This window comes from Bartonella sp. B39 (assembly GCF_053795145.1).
The window spans coordinates 349,594-374,950 of record NZ_CP200036.1; the positions used below are offsets into that span (position 1 = coordinate 349,594).

The following is a 25,357-nucleotide window of genomic DNA, read 5'->3' on the forward strand; positions in this document are numbered from 1 at the left end:
TTGATATAAAAATTTGAATGATATGTAGTTTAGGCCTATTGAATTTGGGAGGAGATTCCGTAGCCATCTTCAGCGATTGTGTGTTTTCCATCTGCTCCAACGGAGCCAATTCCTACCGTAATCAGAATAAAAGCCAGAAGGGTGGTGATAGTAATAACTGTAGCTTTTTTAGCGGACATATTTTTCCTCCAATCATGCAATAAATCACAAAACATAATGATGAATGATCTGTTATTGTAAGTCTTTATAAGAGAAGAATCACTTAGCCTCCTATTTGTTCCGATCATTGTCTCATAAAGCTAAAAAACTCTATATTCCTTTATAAATTATAGTTCTATAGATATAATTTTTTCTTTTTGTTATGTATTTTCTTTCATTTTTTGATGAGTATGGTTAGCTCTGGCACAATTTTTATGCGTATAAATTATAAAATTAAAAGATTGTTTATTCGACAGCCACTTGCTTTGAATAAAGAAATAAAAATAGAGGGGTCGCAAGCTTCTTACCTTGTACATGTTTTGCGCATGCAAGAAGGGGCCGAGATTTTACTTTTTAATGGACAGGATGGTGAGTGGCTTGCTAAACTTACCACCATTGGGAAAAAATTTGTTGTAGTTCAGCTTACCCATCAGGAGAGATTACAAACGACGCATACGAATCTCATTTATTGTTTCGCTCCACTTAAAAACGCGCGTTTGGATTATATGGTGCAGAAAGCTGTTGAAATGGGGGTATCGGTTTTGCAGCCTGTTATAACGCATCACACACAAGTTACGCGTGTCAATGTGGCACGTATGGAGGCTAATGTTATTGAAGCTTCTGAACAGTGTGGTATTTTATCTTTGCCTGAATGTGCCTCTCCTGTTTCGTTAGTAGAATTTTTAGCATGTTGGGATGAAACACGCCTTTTATTCTTTTGCGACGAAGCGCACAAATCACATAATCCATTACATCTTTTGAAAAAGTACGAAGTTATTACAACGTCTGGTGTCCTCATTGGACCAGAAGGCGGATTTAGTGAAGGAGAGCGGAACCTTTTAAAAAAATACCCTTTTGTGATTCCGATATCTTTGGGACCGCGTATTTTACGTGCTGACACTGCAGCTGTTGCTGCTTTGACTCTTCTTAATGTTACTGTGGGGGATTGGTCAATTAATTGAGAAGTTTGTAAAATCATTCTAAACGATTCATTTAAAATGATGGAACTGATGATAGGATATAATAAGTTATGGCGCTTGATATAACTGATGAAAGTGAAATTTATAACTTAGATTCTCTGGTTAGCTATTTCCAAGGGGGGTGTAAAACAGAAAATGATTGGCGTATTGGTACAGAACATGAAAAATTTCCATTCTATAGAGATGGTTTCCGTCCTGTTCCGTATGATGGTACAAGGGGAATCCGTGCGCTTCTAGAGGGAATGCAAAAAGTTTTAGGATGGACACCCATTTTAGATGAAGGAAATATTATTGGGCTCGTAGGATCAGTTGATCAAGGTGCTATTTCTTTGGAACCTGGAGGGCAATTTGAATTATCCGGTGCACCACTGGAAACAATTGGTCATACTTATTGCGAGGTGATGAAGCACTTAACTCTTCTCAAGAGAGTTTCAGAGCCATTGGGTATTGGTTTTCTCGGTATCGGTGCTAGTCCAAAATGGACATTAGCTGAAACTCCGCGGATGCCAAAGTCACGTTATCAAATTATGACCGATTATATGCCGAAAGTTGGTACAAGTGGCCTTGATATGATGTATCGAACATCAACTATTCAAGTCAACCTTGATTTTTCCTCTGAAACTGATATGCGGCGAAAAATGCAGGTATCGATGAAGCTGCAGTCCATTGCAACGGCATTATTTGCCAGTTCACCTTTTACTGAAGGGCGCCCAAATGGCTTTTTATCTTGGCGTTCTGAAATTTGGTGCGATACTGATAATCAAAGATCTGGGGTTCTCCCCTTTATATTTTCTGAGCATTTTGGCTTTTTGGATTATGTTGAATGGGCTCTTGATGTGCCAATGTATTTCGTTGTCCGCAATGGTCATTATCATGATTGTACACATGTAACATTTCGCCAATTTATGAATGGGGCTTTAAAAGGGCAGATTGTAAATTCAACTCCAAATATAGGAGATTGGATCAATCATTTATCGACTTTGTTCCCCGAAGTACGCTTAAAACGATTTTTAGAAATGAGAGGTGCTGATGGAGGATCTTTGCAGCGTATTTGTGCGTTGTCTGCTTTTTGGGTTGGCCTTCTTTATGATAGTGAAGCACTAAATGAGGCAGAGGCGTTGACAAAAGATTGGTGTTTTGAAGAAGTTTTAGAGTTGCGAAAACGTGTCCCAAAAGAAGGTTTAAAAACACCTTTTCGCCAGACCATTATTTTAGAATTGGCACGTCAGGTTATTGCTATTTCGCGCAAGGGTTTAAAAAATCGTAGACAGTATGATGTAGATGGTTTGGATGAAACACGTTTTCTCGTTCCTTTAGAAGAGGTCATTGCAATAGGCCAAACAGATTCTGATAAATTTTTATCTCTTTATCACTCTATTTGGGATGGTACTGTGGAACCTATATTTTTAGAATGTGCCTATTAAATTTTAAAGAAAAAGAGCTGCTTTGCACTTTCAAAAAAGGGTATATTATTGTTGTTTCTCCTTCACGGTTTCTCTTTAGAGATATCTCTCATTTTGTTTTCAATTCTATTTCTCTGTGTCGTTCATGAAAGGGTATAATGCAGGATTTATTCGGCATTGTCATCTGTAAATGACAAACTTGTACTCTTATAATATCTACTTAATCCAAAGTTGTGTATCTGCTCTTGCATTTGAGAGCATTCATAAAAGAGGCATTTTTGTTCTTTTCTTTAACGGTTTCTACCCACACGCTAATCTTGGTTGTGACGTGCGAACGGATGATTTCCATTGATTCAATATGGAAGAGCTTAAAATGAAGAAACTTTAAGATATTTAAACTTCTTATTCAATATGCAAAACAATGAATTATCATTATAAATCAAATTTTTATTCCAAAAAAATGCTGTACATTTTAAACGAAGTGGCAATAAAAGCTGCTGAGAATGGCACTACTACACTGGTAGGATGATTGAGTACTGTATAAAATAAGGCATAGAATTGTTCGTCAGTTTATTTATTTTTTGAAGAAAGCTCTTATTGCTTTAAGTGTCCGGAGAGGATGATAATATCATTCACATAGTAATAGGTATTTAAATTATCTTTTATAATATGCAGATTCATAGGGCTGTTTATATTTCATCTTGTTAAAATTATTTATTATAAATAATAGTAAAATAATTTTATTTGATTTTTTATCTTCTTTAAACAGTTGTTAGTAGAGAAAAAATTCTCTTCTCACCGATAAATTAAAAAATAATGATTTTTTAAAAACCTCGTAAGCTTTATATTTTACATCCAGATATCAGGCATTGATTTGAGCTATGCATATTATTCAACATCAAGCATGACAGTAGTGGACATAAACAATGACATTTAACTTTTTCATCAATTTATTTTTATTTGTTATTTTTTTGTTATGGATTGCTCAAAGTAAGAGGATGGAATGGAGTCTCTCATTGCGTGTCATGCTAGGACTTATCCTTGGATTAATTTTTGGAAGTATTTTACAAATCATTCATGGAGAAGGTGAAACCACTTTGTTGAAATCCGTTGAATGGTTTAATATTGTTGGTGATGGCTATATTTTATTACTACAAATGGTTGTTATGCCATTGGTTTTTGTCTCTATCGTCTCAGCGGTTGCTCATTTGCATTCTGTTTATGCTGTTGGCAAAATGAGTATAATAACAATTTCAATATTGCTCTTTACAACTGCTCTTTCGGCGTTGGTTGGCGTTTTTGTGGTTAATTTCTTTGGATTAACAGCAAATGGTTTGGTACATGAAGGGCAAAATGTTTCTGCTATTCTTGATGATCGTATTTCTCAACTTGGAGATATGAATGTTCCAAAGATGATTTTATCTTTGATTCCTAAAAACCCATTTGCTGAATTAAGTGGAGCCAAGCGCACATCAATTATCAGTGTTGTTATTTTTGCATCCTTTTTGGGAGTTGCAGTTCTTCTTTTAAAGAAAGATGATCCAGAAAAAGGAGACAAAGCGCTTTTATTTATTCAAGTGTCACAATCTTGGATTACGCGGTTGGTCCGTATCGTGATTGCTTTGACTCCTTATGGTATTTATGCCCTTATGACAAAGGTAGGAGCAACCTCGCATATTACAGATATTTTAAATTTATTGGTTTTTATTGTTGCTTCCTATGTTGGTATTATCCTTATGTTTGGGATCCATGGCATATTGCTCGGTATATCTGGAATTAATCCGTTTCTTTTTTTCAAAAAAGTTTTGCCAGTTTTGACATTTGCTTTTAGCAGCCGTTCAAGTGCGGCAAGTATTCCTTTAAATATTGAGGCTCAAACGCGATGGATTGGTGTTCCGCAATCCGTTGCGAGTTTTGCAGCCTCTTTTGGAGCAACAATTGGACAAAATGGTTGTGCAGGTCTTTATCCAGCAATGCTTGCGACTATGGTTGCACCCTCTATAGGTGTTAACCCCTTTGATCTTACTTGGATTGCTACTCTTGTTGGTGTTGTAACATTGAGCTCTATTGGTGTTGCTGGTGTTGGTGGTGGTGCTATTTTCGCTGCATTGATTGTGTTGCCAATTATGGGGCTTCCTGTTTCTTTGGTTGCTGTACTCATGTCTATTGAACCTTTAATTGATATGGGACGTACAGCTTTAAATGTAAATGATTCAATGTTGGCTGGGACTATAACCAGTCAGATGTTAAGAACAACGGACAAAAGCGTCTTTGAAAAATAGTTTGCATGTTGAGTTTATGATTTTTTTTGCTGTTTTACTAAAACATTTGCAAGAGATATTTGCGCTGAGCCGGGCTTTATAGGTTTTTGCTGATTTGGGTGAGGGGCCCAACCAGAAAGCCAAATGAAGGAAAAATGTGCTCGAATACGGCCATCAGAATCGCTAAATCGTTGTGCATAGATTTCAGCCGCACGGAGAAAAAAGCGCTTGGATACAGGGCGCCGTGAACGATTGATGAGCGCATTTTGCATTCCCATAGCTTTAAGATCATGCATAAGATCAAACATTGTATCGTAGCGTATTGTGACATCTTCAATATCTGCGACAGGTATAGCAAAGCCAGCACGCTGCAAAAGGGTCCCTACCTCACGAATGTCGGCAAAAGGATAGATTCTAGGGCTTGCTCCGCCGTAGATTTCAATGTCAGCTTGCAACAAACTTTCGCGCAATTCTCTTAATGTACCAGCTCCAGCCATAACGGCCAGAAATAAGCCATCTGGTTTCAGAATATTTTTTATTTGGCTGAGAACGCCAGGGGTATCATTGGTTATTTGTAATGAAAGAAGTGAAACGATAAGGTCACAATAACTTTGAGGAAAATCAAGCAATTCTCGATAACGTAAATGAAATTTTTTGTCATGGCTTTGATAGAGCATATCAGTTTCAACACGTTCTATAGAATGGACTTTTCCAGATTTTATCAAAGCTTGCGCAGCAAGGTCTGTATGGCTGTGTAAATCGAGAGCTAATGCAAAGAGGCGATCAACAGTACAAAGACGTTTATAGAGATCTTCAGCCATGTGAGACAGTAAAAAGTCATATCCCTCTTTTGCTTTTTGGAAAGCACGTTTACGAAATTGTTCAATGCGGTCGTGATCAAAAATTAAAGGATGCGACATATCGTTAAGGTCTTTCGATCTGTAATGCGTATGTTTTGAGAAAGTTCATTTTACACAAGCTCTGTCAAGTTTATGGTGTGAAAGAAAAAAATTATAAAGAGTAAGAGTTTATAAAGGAATTAAAGTTAAGAGATACGAAAGGTTTTTTTATACAGGGGAGCTATAAAAGGCTAAATTAACGATGCTATGTTTTCAAGAAGTGGCTTTAAATGGCAGGAATATATTAAATAAGTTCATTGAGCGCTTGCTAACAATTTTATATCCGCCAATTTGTCCTGGATGTAGGCAAAGAGTTTCTGCTTGTGGTACGATCTGCTCTGAGTGTTGGAAAGGTCTTCAATTTATCACAAAACCTTATTGTCCTGTTATGGGAATTCCTTTTGTTTGTGATATGGGGGATGGTTTTCTTAGTGGTGAAGCTCTTAAAAATTCCCTTCCTTTTTCGCGTGTTCGCTCGGCTATTGTTCATAAAGGGGTGGCGCAAGCTTTGGTGATGCGATTGAAATATAGTGATCATATAGAATTAGCATCTTTTATGGCTAATTGGATGGTATCTGCTGGGCGCGAGATTATTGATGATTGTGATGTTATCATTTCTATCCCTTTGTATTTTCGTCGTTTTTTGAAACGGCGTTACAATCAATCTGCAGAGCTTGCTCGTTATATCGCAGCAGTGCAGAACAAAATTTTTAAGCCTGGCTGGCTTGTTCGTTGTCGACATACCCGTCCACAGGTGAGTTTATCTGCCGGGGAACGAAAATTAAATATGCTGAATGCATTTGAGGTGCCACATAAAGTTAAAAAGTATTTAAAGGGGCGTTCTATTTTATTGATTGATGATGTTTACACAACGGGTGCGACTGTTACAGCGGCGGCTACAACATTAAAGCGTGCAGGTGCACGGCAGGTGGATGTGCTAACATTTTCGCGTGTACTAAAAGAGGATTCCATATTACCTGATTCTTAAGAAGAGATTTAGGTTGACACTATTTTGAAAACATTGGAGGATAATACTATGAAAGAAGTAATACTTTATACACGTCCTGACTGTCCTTATTGCACGAGAGCGCGTGATTTGCTTGATAAAAAAGGGATAAAATATACAGACATTGATGCATCAACTTCTCTTCGCCAAGAAATGGTGCAGCGAGCGAATGGGCGTAATACATTTCCACAAATTTTTGTAGGTGATTATCATGTTGGCGGTTGCGATGATCTATACGCTTTAGAAGATGAGGGGAAGCTCAATTCTTTGTTGCAAGATGTCCAGAAATTGTGAAAACATGTTCATCTAAGATTCTTTGTTAAAAGAAGATAGTTAACATCCATATCTCTTGAGCGATTCCAGCTGTCGTTTAATGGATTATAAGTAATACCGACTTCGTCAATGACAGTGAGAGCATTTTTTGATAAGAAATTTTTAAGTTCCTGAGGTTTTAAGAATTTTTTGTAGTTATGGGTCCCTTTCGGAAGCCAACGTAGAATATATTCAGCGCCTATAATAGCTAGTCCCCACGCTTTCCACGTGCGGTTGAGTGTTGAAACAAACATCAGTCCTTGTGGTTTAAGCATTTTTGCTGTGGCTTCTATGAAGAGGTTAACATTGGCTACATGTTCAACAACTTCCATATTGAGGATGATATCAAATTGCTCTCCTTCATTGGCTAGTGCTTCTGCAGTAGTGGCACGGTAGTCAATGGAAAGGCCATTTTGAGCTGCGTGGATTTTTGCTACTTCAATATTGGTTTGTGCCGCATCAGCTCCTACAACCGTAGCACCAAGGCGTGCCATTGGTTCGCATAACAAACCACCTCCACAACCAATATCAAGAATCCTCAAATTTTCGAATGGCATAAGTGAAACGGGATCGCGATTAAATTCTGAACAGATTTTTTCTCTGATATAAGCAAGACGTGCTGGATTGAATTGATGAAGTGGGCGAAATTTCCCTTGTGGATTCCACCATTCCGCAGCAATACGTGAAAAATGATCAATTTCATTTGGATCGATGGTGGTACGCATTTCATTTATCATGTCGCATTCCTTTTACTTTTTTATGATCAAGACAGGTAGATTTTGTTATAAAGTCAAGAGAAATTAATATAAACATAACTAAACTTGCACAAATTGTAGATATTCGGTATGTGAAAAAACAATTTTTGATACGGCAGTAAGATCTTATCCACATTATCGTTTGAGATAAGAAACGTAAAGGTGGGAGTGTTATTGATGGCACGCATTGTCATGAAATTCGGTGGGACGTCTGTGGCAAACATTGAACGTATTCGTAATGTTGCACGGCATGTCAAAAGAGAAGTAGAAGCAGGCAATGAGATTGCTGTTGTGGTATCTGCGATGGCTGGAAAAACCGATGAACTTGTTCAATGGACACGTGACGCTTCACCGATGCATAAAGATGATTACGAATATGATGTGATTGTCGCTTCTGGTGAGCAGGTAACAGCGGGCTTATTGGCTCTTACACTCCAAGCAATGGGAGTGAATGCTCGTTCATGGCTCGGTTGGCAAATTCCTATCCATACAGATAGTGCGCATAGTCGTGCACGCATTACAGACATTGATGGATCTTTTTTAATACAGTGTTTTCAAGAAGGTCAGGTAGCAGTTATTGCTGGTTTTCAAGGGATAGCTCCGGATAATCGGATTTCCACCTTAGGGCGTGGCGGATCAGATACGAGTGCTGTTGCTATAGCGGCGGCTATACAAGCTGATCGCTGTGATATTTATACAGATGTGGATGGCGTTTATACAACGGATCCGCGTATAGAACCTAAGGCACGTCGTTTACCAAAAGTTGCTTTTGAAGAAATGCTAGAAATGGCTTCTCTTGGAGCAAAAGTTTTACAGGTTCGTTCTGTTGAATTGGCAATGGTTCATAAAGTTCGTACCTTTGTGCGCTCAAGTTTTGAGGATCCCGATGCTTTAGGTATGGGTGATCCAATGAATTCTTCTGGAACACTTATTTGCGATGAGGATGAAATCGTGGAACAACAGAATGTTACTGGTATTGCTTTTGCTAAGGATGAAGCACAAATCTCTCTCCGTAGACTTGCAGATCGTCCAGGGATTTCCGCAGCAATTTTTGGTCCTTTAGCTGAAGAGCGGATTAATGTCGATATGATTGTGCAAAATATTTCTGAAGATGGCTCAAAAACCGATATGACTTTTACTGTACCATCAACAGATGTAGATAAAGCCGTTGCGCTTCTCAAGAAAAATCGTAAAGAGATAGGGTTTGACGTTATTCAATTTGAAAGCAATCTTGCCAAGGTATCTGTTATTGGTATTGGAATGCGCAGTCATGCAGGTGTTGCGGCTACAGCATTTAAGGCTTTGGCGGAAAAAGGCATTAATATTCAAGCAATTACGACTTCAGAGATTAAGATTTCTGTTTTAATTGATAGTGCTTATACTGAACTTGCGGTCAGAACATTACATGCCGTTTATGGACTTGATAAGGGTTAAGCATTTTTTTATTCCTAAAAAGATTTTCAAATAATATGAAGCATTCATATATGTAGGGAATCTTGGAGTTTCTACTTAAGCGTTTGGGGGAAGAGAAGAAGTTGCTACGTGTTCAAATATGTCTGTTCGGCAGGAATTTTTGTAAATATTCAGTGAAATTATAGAATCCTTAGATTTGATTTTATCAGATTATTCATGAAATTATGCAAAATAGAGTTGATGAGATATTTTCCATTGATGTTTTGCTTTTCTCAAATGATTGTTAAAAATTTTCTGTGTATCGCGTGGGAGAATTCTCTCCTTTTCGAGGGTAAATAAGCATCGAGAGTAAGGATTTATTGAGCAATTGTTCATAAAGAGATATTCTCAATTTACAAAATGCGCAAAAGCTTGCTTTTTTCCCTGCATATGGATTTTGGGGTTATAATCGATCTGCTCTTGTAGGCTTTGGATATATCCTTATTTATATCAAGCACAATAAAAAAGTGCTCCATAATTCTCAATGAAGAAGATGATAATCCACTTGGTTATGGAAACCACAGTTTTCATAATTAGAGGAGTGATAAAGATTGAGACATTCGAAAACTGGTCAGCGATAACCTTAGAAAAAGACATTGATAGATAATTTGTTCCGTATCTCTTACTTGTTGGTTATCTTACATATGTAGTTTATCTACATGAACCAGTTGGGATCTGAATGATGAAATAAGATGAAGATACATTATTTTACAAATCATACATCATTGTAATGGATTTCTTTCATACAACTGCACAATAAAGTTGAATAGATTAAAGAAAGGCAATGCACTTATTCATTTATGAAGAAGCAAAATATGTTAGGGCACTTTTCCTTATTCGTTTCTGTGATTATGCTAAACTATAGCTCAATAAATGAACCAAATCGCTTTTGAAAAGGTTAGCATAAAGGACATTGTCCTTTGGTTTACTAAGGGCTATGAGAATTTTTTTTATTATGCTTGATGTAAACAAACCCATATCCAAGGCCGAAAAGAGCAGATAAACCAGATCCACAAAGGACACCAATTTTTGCAGAATCAAGTAAGATGATATCTTTAAAAGCAAGCATTGAAACAAAGATGGACATTGTGAAGCCAATTCCCGCTAAAAATCCAATGAGCAAAACACCTGTCCAAGTCATTTGAGGAGGCAGGCGGCACAATCCTGATTTTACTGCCAAATAACTGGCAATAACAATACCCAAAGGTTTACCAACAAAGAGGCCAATAACAATACCAAGCACAATGAAGAATGGTTCATGAGAAGAAAGGTCGAAATTTGCAAAACTAACACCGGCATTTGCAAAGGCAAAGATTGGCATAACACCGTATGCGACCCATGGATGCAATGCTTTCTGAACACGCGTCACTGGTGCAATCATATCACGTTGTCCTTTACGCATTTTTTTCAATGCAGTTGAGATATGGTGCAAATCCGTTTTTACATTTTTTTCTTGGAGAACTTGCATCGCATTGCTTAACATGGTGAGTGGCGCTACTAAGGTTCGGGTAGGAAAAACCGGAGTCATCATGCCTAAAATCACACCGGCAAGTGATGGATGAACACCTGTTACCATTAAACCCCACCAGATGATTGCACCAGGTAAAATGTAAAGCCATGCCGAAGCAATACCAATCCATTGAAAAAATAATACCAAAGAAATGCCTGCTGTGGCAATAATTAAACCACTGTGATCAATGTTCGTTGAGTAAAAGAAAGCAATAATGAGAACAGCAATAATATCATCAATAATTGCTAGGGATAAGAGAATGATATGAAGGTTAGAGGGAATATTTTTTCCAAGAAGAGCTAAAATTCCTAGCGCAAAGGCAATATCTGTTGCTGTTGGCACAGCCCAACCATTCGCATGCCCCCCGTGAAAGTTAAAACTGAGATAAATAACTGCAGGGAGACAAACTCCACCTATTGCTGCAACAATTGGCAAAATTGCTTGTCTAAAATCAGCGAGAGCACCTTCATGAATTTCTCGCCGGATCTCCATTCCTGCGACAAGAAAGAAAACAGTCATAAGAGCATCATTAACCCAGAAATGTAAATCCCATGAGAGGCTGAAACGGCCAAAGTTAAAGCCAAAAGGTGTATGCCAGAATGATTCATAGAGAGAAGCATATTGAGAATTGGCAAAAACAAGTGCAGCAGCAGCAGCTAATAAAAGAACTATACCGCTGAGAGCTTCAATATGGAGAAAACGCTCAAGAGCAGAAAGCGCTTGATTCGTGACACGAGAAGCACGGTTAGGCAAGCGATTCGAAGATAAATCAGACATGAACAACTCCAACCATCGGCGGTTTTATTAATATATATTTTTGCATAAACTCCCTACACGATGTCCTTTTGTATCATACAAAAGAAAAAAGAGAAATAAAGTACTCAATTACAGCCAAGACCATCATATTAAAAGCTGAACACGTCTTTTAAGGTGATGCTTCATTCTTGATAGTGAGATGTACTTTGTTCAAAGCTGTGGACAAGTCATTTTGTAGTACTCTTTCAAGATCAGTTATTGTGAGACCTTTGTTGTCTTTCGCTTTAATTTTTATGGTCAATGTTTGAGGATTTTTAGCGAAGTCACCCAGAGATTTGGAAATATTTTCAGCTTCATCATGATCTTTTAGAAGTATTTTTGGACTTTGTGTCATCATCAGATAGAAATTATCATAGAGTTCTTTTTTGAGATCATGTTTTGTATCGTGAAGATTTAGCGCAAGATAAGAAAAAAGCTTATCAATAAAACCAGCATCCGTATAACGGATATCAACATCCATGATACCAATGTCCTGAGAAGCAGCAACCATTAAGTCTTTTTGGGCAGAAAAGAGCTTTTCATCAACATTAGCAATCTTCGCCGATATTTCTCCAGATCCAACATTTTTCACGTTAAAAGACATTGTATTAAGAGAAAGTATACGCTTTTTTTCATCGTAAGAAATATCCAATTTTTCTGAAAAATAAAAATGTTCAATACCTATTTTTTTAAAGAGTTTTAAGTCTTTTTCTTTTATTTTTTTAGGTAAAATTGAAAGGTTATTGAAAGAGATAAGAAGTTTTTTTGGTATAGGCTGCTCCCATTGGCTTGGTTTGAATTCGAATGATTCAAGTGCTGCCTTCAGCTGCGGCACATCAATGGCGACTTTATCAATTTTGGCATCAAATGAGGTAACAGCGAGGAGGATGTTTATGAGAATAGCATTTAGTGCTGTTTTTTCAACAGCCTGATTATTTTCTTTTCTTGCGTTAAGATAAGCTTTGATCAATTTTTCAGGTGTTTGTTCGAGCAGCTTCATCTTCAGACCAGATGTTTTAAATTGTCCGAGAGATAAAGAGGCGCTTTTTTTTGTTTCTTCAAAAACATCGACCATTATATTACTCAGAGAAACGGGACCAGCAACGGTTTTTCCTTGATTGAAAGCGCTGTTTTTTCCCAAAATGATGGAATAGGCGTAGTTGATATCAATATTATGCGCTTTTATTGTATCGCTTTTGGCGATAAGATGCATCTTCTTGGCACCATTTGCGGCTATCGCTGTAAGATTCATGTTTTTGATGCCAACAGAACGGATATAACCATTTTTAAAATCAGAAAGCTGAAAATTCTTTACTTCAACTTTTTCGATTGGTTTATTTTTATTTTTTATAGAAAGCCGTATATCCGGAGCAGCAATTGAGGAAAGCTCAATACGCATAATTGATTGCAAAAGGCGTGATGTGATCGTGGTATCCTTTTCTTTTAAGGATACGCTCTTAAGAGAGATTTGGGGAATTTGTACGTGAATATTATCGTGCTTTAAATCAATATTATAAAGCGTGAAATTGCCAGGAATAAAGGAAATAGGAGGGCGGGCAGAGATAGCACCAATTTTAAGCGATGTGCCAGAAGGAACTGGTAGCGTAACATTTGTTAAATTGACTTTGCCCATGATACTGACTTCGGATGTCTCCGCTTTTATAGAATGACGGGCTATTTCTCGTCTGACAAAACTGTCAATGTAGGGTTTTGCTATATAAAAACCCCCAACAACTACAATTGCTAAGACACCAACAAATCCAAGAATAAAAGTCAGCCAGTATTTTAGATTACCTCGATACCCACTATTCAGATTAATCATCATTTCTTCTTTCGCGTTTATTACTCTCTATGAGGATGGAGAGAAATTCCGTTAAAGCAACAACAAAGCTTCAGATGTTGTGTGTATCAGTTTCAACAATCTACCTTCACCCTCTTTTACACTATGTAGATTCATTTTCATCTTATTTGCAACACGTTTATTAACTGCCACCAATTTTCTCTAGTTTCAGTATCTTATAATAAGCACGTATAACAGACAGAGGGAAGTATATGCTTAATCATAATTTTACCACTTTAAAATCGTTCTAAAGTAACTTCATGTTTGCTTTTATCTTGCTGCTGTTTATAGGAACAGTTAAAACATAAAAGATATGTTGCTCATTGTAATCTAACGGGGAGAGATAGGTATCATGACCGAAAATCAAATAATGGCTTTTTCTATTATTGGCCTCATGATGGTTGTTTTTATTTGGGATCGATTTCGTTATGATCTTGTCGCTATTTGTACATTATTGATTGCTTGCGCCGTTGGTCTTGTTAGCCCGAAGGAGGCATTTAGCGGTTTTAGCAATGATATTGTTATTATTGTGGGGAGCGTGTTTGTTGTCAGTACGGCTGTATCGCGTTCTGGTATAATGGAATTCATTATCCAACGAATATGGCCAGACGTGAAATCAGTGCGCTTTCAGTTAGCTTTTTTGGTCATTTCTGTAGTGTTTTTATCAATGTTTGTTAAAAACATTGGTGCTTTGGCTATCATGCTTCCTATTGCTTTTCAATTTGCTCGTCGTTCTCAGGTTTCACCTTCTATCTTTTTGATGCCAATGGCATTTGGTTCTTTGTTAGGTGGTCTTATGACACAGATAGGAACTTCCCCCAACGTTGTTGTTTCAGCTATGCAAGAACGTTTAACGGGGGCTTCTTTTACCATGTTTGATTTTACGCCGGTTGGTGCAGCTGTTGCTACGGCTGGTATTCTATATTTGATCTTTTTTTCTTGGCGTTTACCTGTGCGTGTACGTTCGGGTGTTTCGTTTGATGATGCTATTGATATTCGTAATTATGTTTCGGAAGTGCATATTCCAACAAATTCACCGATTGTGGGGAAAACCATTGTTGATCTCGTTAAGCCTTCTGGTGGTGATGTTATGGTTGTTCAAATCATTAGAAACGAAGTATCCATTTCGCCACTTCCAGATTTTGTTTTGTCTGAAAGAGATATTGTTTTACTGGAAGGTTCTCATACAGGGCTAGATAGTGTTATGAGTGCTGCTCGTTTAGAATTTTCTACGGATCGCACTATTTCCACAGGTGATAAGGATAGTGACATTGATATTGTTGAAGCAGTCATCACACATAATTCGCCTCTTATTGGCATCAGTGCGAAAAGTTTTTCACTCTTTGATCGTTATGATGTGAATTTGCTTGCGTTAAGTCGCCAGCATGAAAGGGTACGGGGCAGGCTTGGTGATATTATTTTCCATCTTGGAGATGTGATTGTTTTGCAGGGACAGGATATGGTTATTCCAACTTTGTTAAGGGAACTGAAATGTTTGCCCTTAGCAAAACGTAATATTGTGTTTGGCAATTTACGACATGGTTTCGTATCTTTAGCTATTCTTTTTATAGCAGTTATTTTTACGGCTTTTCAGATCGTTCCAGTTGCATTTTCTTTCTTTTCTGCTGCTGCTGCAATGGTTATTTTTCGGGTTTTGCCAGCGCGTGACTTGTATCAGGTATTAGATGGCCAAATATTAGTGTTATTAGCAGCCCTTATTCCGGTGAGTGAAGCACTAGAAAAGACAGGATGCACGAACCTCATCGGTCAGTGGCTTAGCCAATTAGCAGTGTTTTTTCCACCATCTGGTGCATTAGCACTTATGTTGATTACATCTATGTTAGTAACGCCATTTTTGAATAACGCAGCAACAGTGATGATGGTAGCACCAATTGCGTCAAGTTTTGCCCATTCTCTCCATTATAAACCGGAAGCTTTTCTGATGGCTGTTGCAATTGGTGCGGGGTGTGAGTTTCTCACTCCTATTGGACATCAAAGTAATATGCTCGTGATGGCACCAGGGGGGTATCGTTTTAGTGATTACCCACGTTTTGGTGCTCCGCTGGCGGTATTAATAGTCATTGTTGCGGTTCCAATGCTTATGTGGATTTGGCCATTACAATAAAGTATTTTAGAAATTGTAAGTATCAATCATAAAAAGTTCGCCAATCAGATAAAGATTAAGTTTAAAAAATATATTTTATGCAAAGAGTTTTGCTGAAAGTTTTGATTTTGAATTGTGTTCTATTGTAGCACGTTAGAACCCCTTTTATGTTAAGGGCAAAGTTTGTTTATTTTGTTGTAGATATTTTCAATTATGGGAATTAAACGATGCCTTTTTTGGTAAAGATTTTTTAGTAAATTGCTTTCCCCACTGTAATTCTACAACTGAGAGTTTTAAAAAGTGCAATACAACTGTTGATCTTAAGGCTTTTAAAGGTAGTTTCCTGCATGTGGATGATGGGGCTTCAAATAGCTCTTAAGATTATAGGCAAGCATAAATGAGAGGTATGAAGGAAGTGATAACTTTTTTGCAAAATAAAAGAGACATAAAAACTATAATATGAACCAAAAACGGTTACATCATTTTTTATTGATGCAGCTGTAAAAGTTCAATCGATTTAGATACACATTGATTTGAGACTAATGAGTAAGAAATTTTAAGTTTTTTAGTTAATTAGGACTACCATCTTTGTTTATTTATGCGTAAAAACACAGAAAAGAATTTTTTTCAAGGTATGATATATGTCGTATGATAGTTTTATTGCTGAAGTTAATGCAGAATTTCGTCAGGAAAAGGCTCTTGCTTTTTGGAGACGCTACGGTTTTTCGATTATTGGGGCAGTCATTCTTTTTATACTGATGATCGTTGCCTATCAGATTTATCATCATGAACAAATAAGGAAAGTCGATTATATTGGTGATACATTTGTAAAAAGCCTTGAGTTTGCAGACACACGTCATTTTGATGAGGCGATAAAGCACTTAGAGAATGTTAAAGCTTCTAATTTTGGGGGGTATCCTTTTCTTGCTCGTTTGCGTGAAGCGTCTTTACTTATGGAACAAGGTGATGCTGTTAAATCGGTGGAGCTCTTTGATTCTGTTGCAGCTGATGAAGGGGCACCACAAATTTTACGAAAAGTGGCAAAAATTCGGGCAGCTTATATTTTGGTTGATACAGGGAACTTCGATGATGTTAAAAAGCGTGTTAAAGATATGACGAATGATATTGATCCTATGCGTATGTCCGCGAGAGAGGCTCTAGGTTTAGCAGCGTATAAAGCAGATAAAATGGATGAGGCAGTTGCTTATTTTCGAAAAATTTCTGAAGAAGATGTTTTAGGATCAAAAGTGACGGGTCGGGCTCGAATTATGCTTGAGCTTATACAAGCTGAGGGCAAGGCAAATAAGGAATAATTTATGAGCCTTACCATTGCTATAGTTGGTCGCCCAAATGTTGGGAAGTCAACGCTTTTTAATCGTTTGGTTGGACAAAAATTGGCTTTGGTTGATGATAAGCCAGGCGTTACGCGTGATCGGCGTATTCATGCGGCGAAACTTCAAGATCTACGTTTTGATGTGATTGATACAGCTGGGTTGGAAGAAGCGGGCGATCATACACTTGAAGGTCGTATGCGTTCTCATACAAAAGCTGCTATTGAGGAAGCTGATCTTATTTTGTTCGTGTTTGATGCAAAAAGTGGAATAACACTGAGTGATTTAAATTTTGCTTCATTGGTTCGCAAATCAGGAAAACCGATTGTGCTTGTTGCCAATAAATCTGAGTCAAAAGCAGCAACAGAGGGAGAGTATGAGGCGTGGTCATTAGGTTTTGGTGAGCCCTGTCAAATATCCGCTGAACATGGTTTGGGTCTTTCAGATCTTCGTCATGCAATTGTGGATTCTCTTGGTAAAGAGAGAGATTTTGAAAGCAAAAACGAAGAAAAATATATTACTACACAGCTGACATCTGTTGATAATTATGTGAATGATTTGGAGGAAGAAGGCTCTGTTTATGATGAAAGTAAACCCCTTCGGATTGCAATCGCTGGTCGCCCAAACACGGGGAAATCTACCCTCATTAACAGGATGTTGGGACAAGATCGTTTGTTAACGGGACCTGAAGCGGGGATTACACGTGATTCTATTTCTGTAGATTGGGAATGGCGTGGTCGACATATTAAACTTTTTGATACGGCAGGATTGCGTCGAAAGTCGAAGATTCAAGAAAAATTAGAAAAACTTTCTGTTGCGGATACTTTACGTGCAATCCGTTTTGCAGAAGTGGTTGTGATCGTTTTTGATGCAACTACGCCTTTTGAAAAGCAAGATTTACAAATTGCTGATCTTGTGATTCGTGAAGGGCGTGTTCCACTTATTGCTTTTAATAAGTGGGATCTTGTTGAAAATAGCCAGGTAACATTGGTCGATTTACATGAAAAATGCGCCCGCCTTCTTCCTCAAGTTCGTGGTTTGAGAGCTGTTCCTTTATCGGGTCAATATGGCCAAGGGATTGATAAAATGATGGAAAATATCACTATGATGCACCGTGTGTGGAATCACCGTATTTCCACCGGAAAACTTAACCGATGGCTTGAAACTGCCATCGCACATCATCCCCCACCTGCAATTTCGGGGCGCCGACTTAAGGTTAAATATATAACACAAGTTAAAACACGTCCGCCTGGGTTTGTGATTTCTTGTTCACGACCAAAGGTAATGCCCCAATCCTATTTGCGTTATCTTTCCAATGGATTACGTGATACATTTGAGATGCCAGGTATACCAATTCGCATATCATTACGGGCATCTGAGAATCCTTTTGCAGCACGCTCCAAAAAGAAATAGTCCCTTCCTGTTATTAAAGTTCATGAAATATGCGTTGAAAAGAAAGTAAAAAATAAGATTTTTCATGAAGTACAGAGTTTTAATATTGAAAAGCAATAGGTCATTATCAAAAGATAACGACTTTATCTTCGATAAATAAGGAAAATAAAATTTATTTTTGCGACAAGAACCTTTTTACCATCTTACCATCAGTCAGTAAGATATATTAGTAGACAAAAATGCCATTATTTATAGCTGTTTATACAGAAAAGAGAAAATGGCAATATTTGCAAAGTTTATCATTGCAAACCAGGAATAAATACATGATTCAAAGGATGGATAATCCTTAAGGCTTATTTTATTTATGAACGATGGATAAGCATGTACGACAATTGATCTATTTCAGGAGATGTTTTCTCAATATGTTTTTAGAGTTGTCATATGAGGATGCGTATAGCTTTTTAAGGTGAGACAGTCACATTTTATCACACAGATGATGGTGATTATTTGAAGGTACATGAATGGCTAGAGTTCATAAAATTGAAGGATATGTTATTTATGCGATAAATTGTGATAGATTTCTTTTAGTGGCTTGACGAATAAATTTGAGAACAATATGTTAATGACGGTCTTGCAAGGTGCGTTTTGACTTTGCTTTTTTATTAAGGAGCCAATTATGGCGAAGGGCAACGAACACGTTGTACCAGAAAAGGAAGCTGAAGAGAAAAGGCAAGAAGACTGTTTTCATTCAGAGGATTTAGAATGTCGTAGTAAGAATTTAGGTTTGGCTTTAATGCGCAAAGAAGCATTAAAGAAGCGGAGATGTGAGAATGAGGAAGAAGAGCCACAAAGGACGGTAGCTCGTGCAATTAAGCTTTCCAGTGAGTTTTTGGCAAGTGTTATTGTGGGCGTTGTTTTGGGATTGGGGTTTGATAAGCTAGTTGGATCATTGCCATGGGGTTTGGTGTTTTTTCTTTTTCTTGGATTCGCCGCGGGTGTATTGAGTATTCTTCGGTCTGTGGGGTATATTGCTCCCAGCCAATTAGAGAAAAAAGGCGCATTGCGCAAAGATAAAGGGGCCGATAAGAGGTCCGATAAATGAGGTTGAAGTGACATCGCACGCTCCAGATCCTATCCATCAGTTTGAGATTACACGGCTAATTAATATTTCCATAGGAAATATGGATTTTTCGTTTACGAATGTATCGTTTTTTATAGTGGCTACAGTTGTTGTGACTTCAGCTTTCCTCTTCATTTCATCATCAAGTCGTGGGTTAGTTCCGACAAGAATGCAATCTCTTTCAGAGATGGCGTATGAATTTGTAGCATCGACTTTGCGGGGATCATCTGGGGTGCAGGGAATGCAATTTTTCCCTTTAGTTTTTTCCTTATTTACTTTTATTTTAGTTGCTAATTTTATTGGGCTTTTTCCCTATTTTTATACGATTACCTCTCAGATTATGATCACATTCTCACTGGCGATGTTGGTGATTTTGACGGTTATTGGTTATGGTTTTTATAAGCATGGGGTTGGTTTTTTGAGACTATTCGTTCCCAGTGGTGTGCCTGTTGTGATTTTACCTCTGGTTACGATGATTGAGGTTATTTCTTTTTTTTCTCGCCCTATTAGTCTTTCACTCCGTCTTTTTGCTAATATGCTTGCTGGTCATATTACCCTTAAAGTATTTTCTGGTTTTATTGTCTCAATGATTGGAGTAGGGATCATGGGCATTGGTGGTTCAATTTTACCGCTTATCATGACCGTAGCAATTACTGCTCTTGAATTTTTGGTTGCATTTCTTCAAGCTTACGTGTTTACGGTTTTAACTTGTATGTATCTTAATGATTCAGTCCATCCGGGACATTAACAAAACTGGCGGGTTTCCGTCGAATTATACAATTTTGCTTTAAAGGAGAATAATATGGAATTAGTGCTTGCAGCAAAATATATTGGTGCTGGTCTTGCTTGCTTTGGTATGGCGGGGACAGCTTTGGGCCTTGGCAACATTTTTGGTAATTATCTTTCTGGTGCATTGCGCAATCCATCGGCAGCAGATAGTCAGTTTGGTCGTCTCGTTTTTGGTTTTGCTGTAACAGAAGCTTTAGGCATTTTTTCATTGCTTATTGCTTTGTTGCTTCTTTTTGCGGTTTAATCATTTTAAAAGGGGTATTCCTGCTTTCTTCATGAAAGGCGGGTATGCTCTTTGGATTTTGCATTAGAAAAAACCATTAATCAGCTGTCATTTGTTTTCAATTAAAGGGCTTTAGTAAGCTGTTTGAAGGATGAGATAGAATGCTTGTTTCTAGCGCTTATGCACAGAACACTGAAACACCGATAGGGCATATTAAAAATGCAGCAGAGCATGCGGATCGTGTGTTTCCACCTTTTGATTTCGTGCATTTTGGGTCACATCTTTTTTGGTTAGCGATTTCTTTTGGGCTTTTTTATCTTTTCATCTCTCGTGTAATTGTACCACGTATTGGTGGTGTTATTGAAACACGTCGAGATCGAATCGCATCTGATTTGGATCAGGCGATGCGTCTGAAGCAAGAAGCAGACAGTGTAGTTGAAACTTACGAGCGAAAATTAATGGAAGCGCGTTCACAAGCCCATGTTATAGCGCAGGCAGCTGGTGAGGAGATAAAGGAAAAAGTTGAGTTTGAAAGAAAAGAAATTGAAGCAAGTTTAGAGAAAAAGCTAGCAGATGCTGAAAAACAGATAGCAAAGATTCGGGATAAAGCTATGCAAAATGTTGGTTCAATTGCTGAAGAAGTAGCTCTTGAAATTGTAAAGAAATTGATTGATGTTGAAGTCAGCCAAGAATCTGTTAGTTCAGCTGTTAAAGCTGTAGATTACCAAAGGATACAAAAATGACAGATACTTTTTGGGCTTTTGTTGGGTTAGTTCTTTTTTTGATTCTTTTGGTCTATTTCAAAATTCCACAGTTGGCTGTGCACCACCTTGATGCACGGGCAAAGCGTATTAAAGATGAGCTTGATGAGGCTCTTCGTCTTCGTGAAGAAGCACAGGAGGTGTTAGCTGAATATCAGCGAAAACATGCGGAAGCAGAAAAGGATGCGCAAGAGATTATTGCAGCAGCTAGGCATGAAGTTGAGGCTATTGTCTCTGAAGCTCGTACAAAAGCAGAAGAGTATGTAAAAAATCGCAATAAATTGGCAGAGCAAAAAATTGCTCAAGCAGAAGTTAATGCAATACGTATGGTTTCTTCATCTGCTATCGATTTGGCGGTTTCCGCTGCCCGTACGCTTATTGCAAAAGAACTAAATTCTCATAAAGCGAACGAACTCGTTAAGGATTCTCTTTGTGAAGAATCTCTTACTAAAATGAAAACATATCTTAATTAACGGCAGTTTGAAGTGTTGCAAAGTACTGATTTAAGATTAAGTACTTTAGTCTTTTTCGGCTTTGTTTTGCACTATTAATTTACGCACTTAATTTAGAGAGGCATCTTTACAGCTTCCAAGTCTATTTTTCGCTACTGCCATGGGAGGTATAACGCAGGATTCATAGGCTACTATTATCTTTACGCTTATGAAGGCACAAACTGGTATATTATCAGCTCAAAGTGTTGCGACTGCTCTTGAATTAAGATGCTCTATTAGAATGCCTCTTTTCTAAAATAGTTTTTGTGAATATGTTGATTTTTTCTATGATGCGCAAGCAAATGATTTTTATTACACAATGTAATGAGGGAGTTTGAAGTGGGAGACTCTTACTATGTTTGATATTTTAATTTAATATAGAGAATAATAAACTATCATTATAAATCAAATGCTTGTTGTTTAATGATTTACTTAATTTTTTTATCAATATTATAAAATATCATTTACGCTACAAATTCTACAACAGCTTAAAATTGTCTCAAGCTCCATACTGAAATTTTTCATAATATTTTTTCAATTTATAGATTTCAGACTACAAGTTTTGAGAAGTCTGCAACCGCTTGTGTAATACGATGGATACGCCTGAGAAGCGCGAAACGGTTAGTACGCACATTGGGGTTTTTATCATTCACCAATACGTTTTCGAAAAATGTATCAATAAATCCTCTCAGCTGCGCCAGCGTATTGAGTGCACCTGATACATTTTGAGCATTGATGTGGTCACAAACCTTTTTTTCTATTTCAATGACTGCTTGATACAGCTGTTTTTCTTCTGTTTCAATAAAGAGCTCAGGGTTAATTTCATTTGCTATTGTTAAGCCTTTTTGACATTCATTTTCAAGAATGTTTATAGTACGTTTTACAGCGCCTAAAAAGCTGCCTCCATCATTTGTATTGATAAAAGCGATAAGCGCCTCGACACGTCGCGCAATCAATAACAAATCCTCAGCATCTTTGTTTAAGACTGCTTCAATAGCATCATAACGAGCACCTTCCTCTTTTAGATAGATTTTTAAACGTTCATGAAAAAATGACAACAAATCTGATAAAATATATTCTTTTTTTTCCAGAAGTCGGTTTTGTGATTGTTCAGATTCTATTTGAGATGTTTCATATGTGGCTTTTTGTTGTAAGAAAAAATTCATTGCCAGATTAAACAGTGACATAAGATTAATTTCCCAGTCACGCGAAAGTACAATCCTGATAATTCCCAATGCTGCTCGTCTTAACGCATAGGGATCTTTTGAACCAGTTGGTTTTTCATTAATGAGCCAAAATCCGACGAGCATGTCAATTTTATCCGCCAGAGCAACTGCTATGGCAAGAGGTTCTTGTGGAATACGATCTTTTGATCCTTGAGGCTTATAATGGTCTTCGATTGCCTCAGCTACGCGAGGATCTTCTCCTTGAAGGAGGGCATATTTTCGTCCCATGACTCCTTGCAGTTCAGGAAATTCTCCGACAACTTCTGTTTGTAAATCAGCTTTTGCAAGTATTGCTGCACGTTTAGCTAAGAGAGGTTCTACTTGCACTAAAGGTGCAATTTTTTGTGCCAGAGCAGCGATTCGCTCTACTCTTGCACCCTGTGTACCTAGTTTTGCATGAAAAGTAACATTTAAATGATCAAGCCGTGCCATTCTTTGATCGAGAGGTTTCTTTAAATCAAGATCAAATTTCTGACTGGAGGGTCTCAAATTTTTAATATCGGGCACATCATGCTGGTCTATTTGCCAAAAATAAAGTGCATCAGAAAGACGAGCACAGACAACTTTACTATTTCCCTTAGAAATTTCTTTTCCTTCATCGCTTGCCAGAATATTAGAAACAAGAATAAAATGGCGAGAAAGTTTTATTTTTTCACCTTGTTTTCGTGTTACAAAACATTTTTGATTGGCCCGAATAGTCAAGCGAATAATTTCTGGAGGAATGTCAAGGAAAGATTTGTCAAAGTCGCCGATAAGGGTAACCGGCCACTCAACAAGTCCTGAAATTTCTTCTAAGAGAGCACTATCTTGCACCAGTTCCAAGCCATTTGCAAAGCACAAATTTTGAGCATCAGCCAAAATAATATTCTTTCGCCTTTCTGCGTCCAGAATGACTTTATGTGCTTCAAGTTTGGTGATATAATCCTCAAAACGACGGATTTGGAGTGGTTTCCCATCACTTAAGAAACGGTGGCCATAGGTTAGATTGTTGCTTTTGAGAGAACCAATTGTAAATGGAACAACATGCGTTTCACCAATTTCCGGTCCAAAAACGCAAAGAATGTTTTGTAAAGATCGGATCCACTTCAGTGCACCACTTTTTGCTGAATCTTTGCCCCAACGCATAGATTTTGACCATGGAAAGTTGCGAATAATATTTGGTAAAATATCAGCAATAATTTCTTCTGCACTTCGTCCTTTTTTGATGATTTTAGCGATATAAAAATCACCCTTTTTATGATCACGTGCAATGTGTGCCTCAGAAATATCATTCAGTCCCGTTACACGTAGAAAGCCATCAATTACATGTTGTGATGATTTTGTACTAGGTCCTTTGCGTTCTTCATAGATATCCTTTGAGCGTATAGAAAGACCGCGTATGTCTAATGTTAGTCGACGGGGTGTCCAATATTCGCGAGCAGCTTTATAGGTTAATCCTGCATTTACAAGTTGATCTGTAACACATTTTTTAAGGTCAATAGCGGCTTTCCGCTGCATGCGAGCAGGGATCTCTTCACTGAAAAGTTCAAGAAGAAGATCAGACATTAGACTTCTCCTTTGTATGCATTTGACCAGCCTCAGTGAGTAAGAAGGCTTCTCCACAACGGCGCGCGAGATCGCGAACGCGAAGAATATAACTTTGTCGTTCGGTCACAGAGATAACGCCACGTGCTTGCAAAAGATTAAAGATATGGCTGGCTTTAATACATTGATCATAAGCTGGGAAAACACACCGATGTGAACTATTTTCTTTATTTGGTTTTCCAGCTTCAAGGAGTGCGATGCATTCACGCTCTGCATCAATAAAATGTTGGTGCAGCATTTTTGTATCAGCAAATTCGAAGTTATAATATGAATATTCTTGTTCTGTTTGTAAAAAAACATCCCCATAACTTATTTTATTTTCTCCATCCAAACCATTAAAATTAAGATCATAGACATTATCAACACCTTGAATATACATTGCTAAACGCTCCAATCCATAAGTGAGTTCTCCTGAAACTGGGGCGCATTCGATGCCGCAAACCTGTTGAAAATAAGTGAATTGAGAGATTTCCATCCCATCGCACCAACATTCCCATCCAAGACCCCAAGCACCAAGGGTTGGGCTTTCCCAATCATCTTCAACAAAGCGAATATCGTGTAGCTTTGTATCAAGACCGATAGCTTGTAGAGATTTAATATAAAGCTCTTGTAAATCGAGGGGAGATGGCTTGAGAAGCACTTGGAATTGATAATAATGCTGTAAGCGATTCGGATTTTTACCATATCGGCCATCCGTTGGGCGTCTGGAGGGTTGGACATAAGCCACTTTCCAAGGGCGTGGTCCCAATGAGTGCAGCGTTGTTGCTGGATGAAAAGTTCCAGCTCCGACTTCCATATCGTAAGGTTGCAAAATTGCACATCCATACTGGGCCCAATAATTCTGTAAAGTTAAGATAAGTCCCTGAAAAGAACGCATAGGATTGAGATATTCAGGCAGTTTCACGCTTTATACTCTTTAATGTTC

21 protein-coding genes are annotated in these 25,357 nt (G+C 37.7%); 14 read left to right on the forward strand and 7 right to left on the reverse strand.

What is annotated here, in order from left to right:
• Positions 1-35 precede the first annotated feature (35 nt).
• The gene (locus V4P57_RS01570; RefSeq protein WP_006922970.1) at positions 36-179 is read right to left on the reverse strand and encodes a hypothetical protein; all 144 of its coding nucleotides are present in this window, start codon (positions 177-179) and stop codon (positions 36-38) included.
• A gap of 234 nt (positions 180-413) precedes the next feature.
• On the opposite strand from V4P57_RS01570, the gene V4P57_RS01575 reads away from it, so the two are divergent.
• From V4P57_RS01575 to V4P57_RS01585, 3 genes are all read left to right on the forward strand, one after another.
• The gene (locus V4P57_RS01575) at positions 414-1,160 is read left to right on the forward strand and encodes a 16S rRNA (uracil(1498)-N(3))-methyltransferase (protein WP_455466456.1); all 747 of its coding nucleotides are present in this window, start codon (positions 414-416) and stop codon (positions 1,158-1,160) included.
• 68 nt (positions 1,161-1,228) lie between these two features.
• On the forward strand, positions 1,229-2,602 hold the full coding sequence (locus tag V4P57_RS01580; RefSeq protein ID WP_455466457.1) for a glutamate--cysteine ligase: 1,374 nt from the start codon (positions 1,229-1,231) through the stop codon (positions 2,600-2,602).
• Between the two features lie 905 nt (positions 2,603-3,507).
• Positions 3,508-4,863: an L-cystine transporter gene (locus V4P57_RS01585; protein WP_455466458.1), complete on the forward strand. Its 1,356-nt coding sequence runs from the start codon at positions 3,508-3,510 to the stop codon at positions 4,861-4,863.
• Positions 4,864-4,877: 14 nt separating this feature from the next.
• Here V4P57_RS01585 and V4P57_RS01590 read toward each other — a convergent pair whose 3' ends face one another.
• Entirely contained in the window at positions 4,878-5,762 is an 885-nt protein-coding gene (locus tag V4P57_RS01590) for a methyltransferase domain-containing protein (RefSeq protein WP_455466459.1), read from the reverse strand.
• 181 nt (positions 5,763-5,943) lie between these two features.
• On the opposite strand from V4P57_RS01590, the gene V4P57_RS01595 reads away from it, so the two are divergent.
• Positions 5,944-6,729, forward strand: coding sequence for a ComF family protein (locus V4P57_RS01595; RefSeq protein ID WP_455466460.1), 786 nt, complete (start codon positions 5,944-5,946; stop codon positions 6,727-6,729).
• A 48-nt stretch (positions 6,730-6,777) separates the two neighbouring features.
• Entirely contained in the window at positions 6,778-7,041 is a 264-nt protein-coding gene (gene grxC / locus V4P57_RS01600) for a glutaredoxin 3 (protein ID WP_455466461.1), read from the forward strand.
• A gap of 8 nt (positions 7,042-7,049) precedes the next feature.
• Here the strand turns inward: grxC and ubiG are convergent, their stop codons facing one another.
• Positions 7,050-7,796 (reverse strand): bifunctional 2-polyprenyl-6-hydroxyphenol methylase/3-demethylubiquinol 3-O-methyltransferase UbiG, encoded by a 747-nt coding sequence (gene ubiG / locus V4P57_RS01605; RefSeq protein ID WP_455466462.1) that lies wholly within the window; start codon positions 7,794-7,796, stop codon positions 7,050-7,052.
• Between the two features lie 195 nt (positions 7,797-7,991).
• Between ubiG and V4P57_RS01610 the strand changes: the two genes are divergently transcribed.
• Entirely contained in the window at positions 7,992-9,248 is a 1,257-nt protein-coding gene (locus V4P57_RS01610; RefSeq protein ID WP_455466463.1) for an aspartate kinase, read from the forward strand.
• Positions 9,249-10,194: 946 nt separating this feature from the next.
• On the opposite strand, the gene nhaA is transcribed toward V4P57_RS01610, so the two are convergent.
• Together nhaA and V4P57_RS01620 are read right to left on the reverse strand one after the other, a co-directional pair.
• Positions 10,195-11,553: a Na+/H+ antiporter NhaA gene (nhaA, locus tag V4P57_RS01615; protein WP_455466464.1), complete on the reverse strand. Its 1,359-nt coding sequence runs from the start codon at positions 11,551-11,553 to the stop codon at positions 10,195-10,197.
• A gap of 148 nt (positions 11,554-11,701) precedes the next feature.
• Positions 11,702-13,393 carry a hypothetical protein gene (locus V4P57_RS01620; RefSeq protein WP_455466942.1) on the reverse strand — a complete coding sequence of 564 codons (1,692 nt, stop codon included), beginning with the start codon at positions 13,391-13,393 and terminating at the stop codon, positions 11,702-11,704.
• 370 nt (positions 13,394-13,763) lie between these two features.
• On the opposite strand from V4P57_RS01620, the gene V4P57_RS01625 reads away from it, so the two are divergent.
• The 8 genes from V4P57_RS01625 (at position 13,764) to V4P57_RS01660 (ending at position 21,604) form a co-directional block, all read left to right on the forward strand.
• A complete protein-coding gene (locus V4P57_RS01625) occupies positions 13,764-15,536 on the forward strand; it encodes an SLC13 family permease (protein WP_455466465.1) in 1,773 nt (590 codons plus the stop codon).
• A 620-nt stretch (positions 15,537-16,156) separates the two neighbouring features.
• Positions 16,157-16,828 carry a DUF2659 family protein gene (locus tag V4P57_RS01630; protein WP_455466466.1) on the forward strand — a complete coding sequence of 224 codons (672 nt, stop codon included), beginning with the start codon at positions 16,157-16,159 and terminating at the stop codon, positions 16,826-16,828.
• Between the two features lie 3 nt (positions 16,829-16,831).
• Complete coding sequence (der, locus tag V4P57_RS01635) at positions 16,832-18,259, forward strand: ribosome biogenesis GTPase Der (RefSeq protein WP_455466467.1); 1,428 nt, start codon at positions 16,832-16,834, stop codon at positions 18,257-18,259.
• Between the two features lie 655 nt (positions 18,260-18,914).
• Positions 18,915-19,340 (forward strand): AtpZ/AtpI family protein, encoded by a 426-nt coding sequence (locus V4P57_RS01640; protein WP_455466468.1) that lies wholly within the window; start codon positions 18,915-18,917, stop codon positions 19,338-19,340.
• 7 nt (positions 19,341-19,347) lie between these two features.
• On the forward strand, positions 19,348-20,106 hold the full coding sequence (locus V4P57_RS01645) for a F0F1 ATP synthase subunit A (RefSeq protein ID WP_455466469.1): 759 nt from the start codon (positions 19,348-19,350) through the stop codon (positions 20,104-20,106).
• A 54-nt stretch (positions 20,107-20,160) separates the two neighbouring features.
• Positions 20,161-20,391, forward strand: a complete 231-nt coding sequence (locus tag V4P57_RS01650; protein ID WP_455466470.1) for a F0F1 ATP synthase subunit C — start codon at positions 20,161-20,163, stop codon at positions 20,389-20,391.
• 140 nt (positions 20,392-20,531) lie between these two features.
• Positions 20,532-21,113, forward strand: a complete 582-nt coding sequence (locus tag V4P57_RS01655; protein WP_455466471.1) for a F0F1 ATP synthase subunit B — start codon at positions 20,532-20,534, stop codon at positions 21,111-21,113.
• Complete coding sequence (locus V4P57_RS01660; protein ID WP_455466472.1) at positions 21,110-21,604, forward strand: F0F1 ATP synthase subunit B; 495 nt, start codon at positions 21,110-21,112, stop codon at positions 21,602-21,604. Before V4P57_RS01655 ends, V4P57_RS01660 begins: the two co-directional genes overlap by 4 nt.
• A gap of 566 nt (positions 21,605-22,170) precedes the next feature.
• On the opposite strand, the gene glyS is transcribed toward V4P57_RS01660, so the two are convergent.
• Both glyS and V4P57_RS01670 read right to left on the reverse strand, forming a co-directional pair.
• Complete coding sequence (gene glyS, locus V4P57_RS01665; protein ID WP_455466473.1) at positions 22,171-24,393, reverse strand: glycine--tRNA ligase subunit beta; 2,223 nt, start codon at positions 24,391-24,393, stop codon at positions 22,171-22,173.
• The gene (locus tag V4P57_RS01670; RefSeq protein ID WP_455466474.1) at positions 24,386-25,336 is read right to left on the reverse strand and encodes a glycine--tRNA ligase subunit alpha; all 951 of its coding nucleotides are present in this window, start codon (positions 25,334-25,336) and stop codon (positions 24,386-24,388) included. Before V4P57_RS01670 ends, glyS begins: the two co-directional genes overlap by 8 nt.
• Positions 25,337-25,357: the final 21 nt, after the last annotated feature.

What these genes read in the sequence shown, in the direction of transcription:
- V4P57_RS01570 (WP_006922970.1), bottom strand. Translation starts at nt 179, where the DNA reads ATGTCCGCTAAAAAAGCTACAGTTATTACTATCACCACCCTTCTGGCT.
- V4P57_RS01575 (WP_455466456.1), top strand. Translation starts at nt 414, where the DNA reads ATGCGTATAAATTATAAAATTAAAAGATTGTTTATTCGACAGCCACTT.
- V4P57_RS01580 (WP_455466457.1), top strand. Translation starts at nt 1,229, where the DNA reads ATGGCGCTTGATATAACTGATGAAAGTGAAATTTATAACTTAGATTCT.
- V4P57_RS01585 (WP_455466458.1), top strand. Translation starts at nt 3,508, where the DNA reads ATGACATTTAACTTTTTCATCAATTTATTTTTATTTGTTATTTTTTTG.
- V4P57_RS01590 (WP_455466459.1), bottom strand. Translation starts at nt 5,762, where the DNA reads ATGTCGCATCCTTTAATTTTTGATCACGACCGCATTGAACAATTTCGT.
- V4P57_RS01595 (WP_455466460.1), top strand. Translation starts at nt 5,944, where the DNA reads ATGCTATGTTTTCAAGAAGTGGCTTTAAATGGCAGGAATATATTAAAT.
- grxC (WP_455466461.1), top strand. Translation starts at nt 6,778, where the DNA reads ATGAAAGAAGTAATACTTTATACACGTCCTGACTGTCCTTATTGCACG.
- ubiG (WP_455466462.1), bottom strand. Translation starts at nt 7,796, where the DNA reads ATGATAAATGAAATGCGTACCACCATCGATCCAAATGAAATTGATCAT.
- V4P57_RS01610 (WP_455466463.1), top strand. Translation starts at nt 7,992, where the DNA reads ATGGCACGCATTGTCATGAAATTCGGTGGGACGTCTGTGGCAAACATT.
- nhaA (WP_455466464.1), bottom strand. Translation starts at nt 11,553, where the DNA reads ATGTCTGATTTATCTTCGAATCGCTTGCCTAACCGTGCTTCTCGTGTC.
- V4P57_RS01620 (WP_455466942.1), bottom strand. Translation starts at nt 13,393, where the DNA reads ATGATTAATCTGAATAGTGGGTATCGAGGTAATCTAAAATACTGGCTG.
- V4P57_RS01625 (WP_455466465.1), top strand. Translation starts at nt 13,764, where the DNA reads ATGACCGAAAATCAAATAATGGCTTTTTCTATTATTGGCCTCATGATG.
- V4P57_RS01630 (WP_455466466.1), top strand. Translation starts at nt 16,157, where the DNA reads ATGTCGTATGATAGTTTTATTGCTGAAGTTAATGCAGAATTTCGTCAG.
- der (WP_455466467.1), top strand. Translation starts at nt 16,832, where the DNA reads ATGAGCCTTACCATTGCTATAGTTGGTCGCCCAAATGTTGGGAAGTCA.
- V4P57_RS01640 (WP_455466468.1), top strand. Translation starts at nt 18,915, where the DNA reads ATGGCGAAGGGCAACGAACACGTTGTACCAGAAAAGGAAGCTGAAGAG.
- V4P57_RS01650 (WP_455466470.1), top strand. Translation starts at nt 20,161, where the DNA reads ATGGAATTAGTGCTTGCAGCAAAATATATTGGTGCTGGTCTTGCTTGC.
- V4P57_RS01655 (WP_455466471.1), top strand. Translation starts at nt 20,532, where the DNA reads ATGCTTGTTTCTAGCGCTTATGCACAGAACACTGAAACACCGATAGGG.
- V4P57_RS01660 (WP_455466472.1), top strand. Translation starts at nt 21,110, where the DNA reads ATGACAGATACTTTTTGGGCTTTTGTTGGGTTAGTTCTTTTTTTGATT.
- glyS (WP_455466473.1), bottom strand. Translation starts at nt 24,393, where the DNA reads ATGTCTGATCTTCTTCTTGAACTTTTCAGTGAAGAGATCCCTGCTCGC.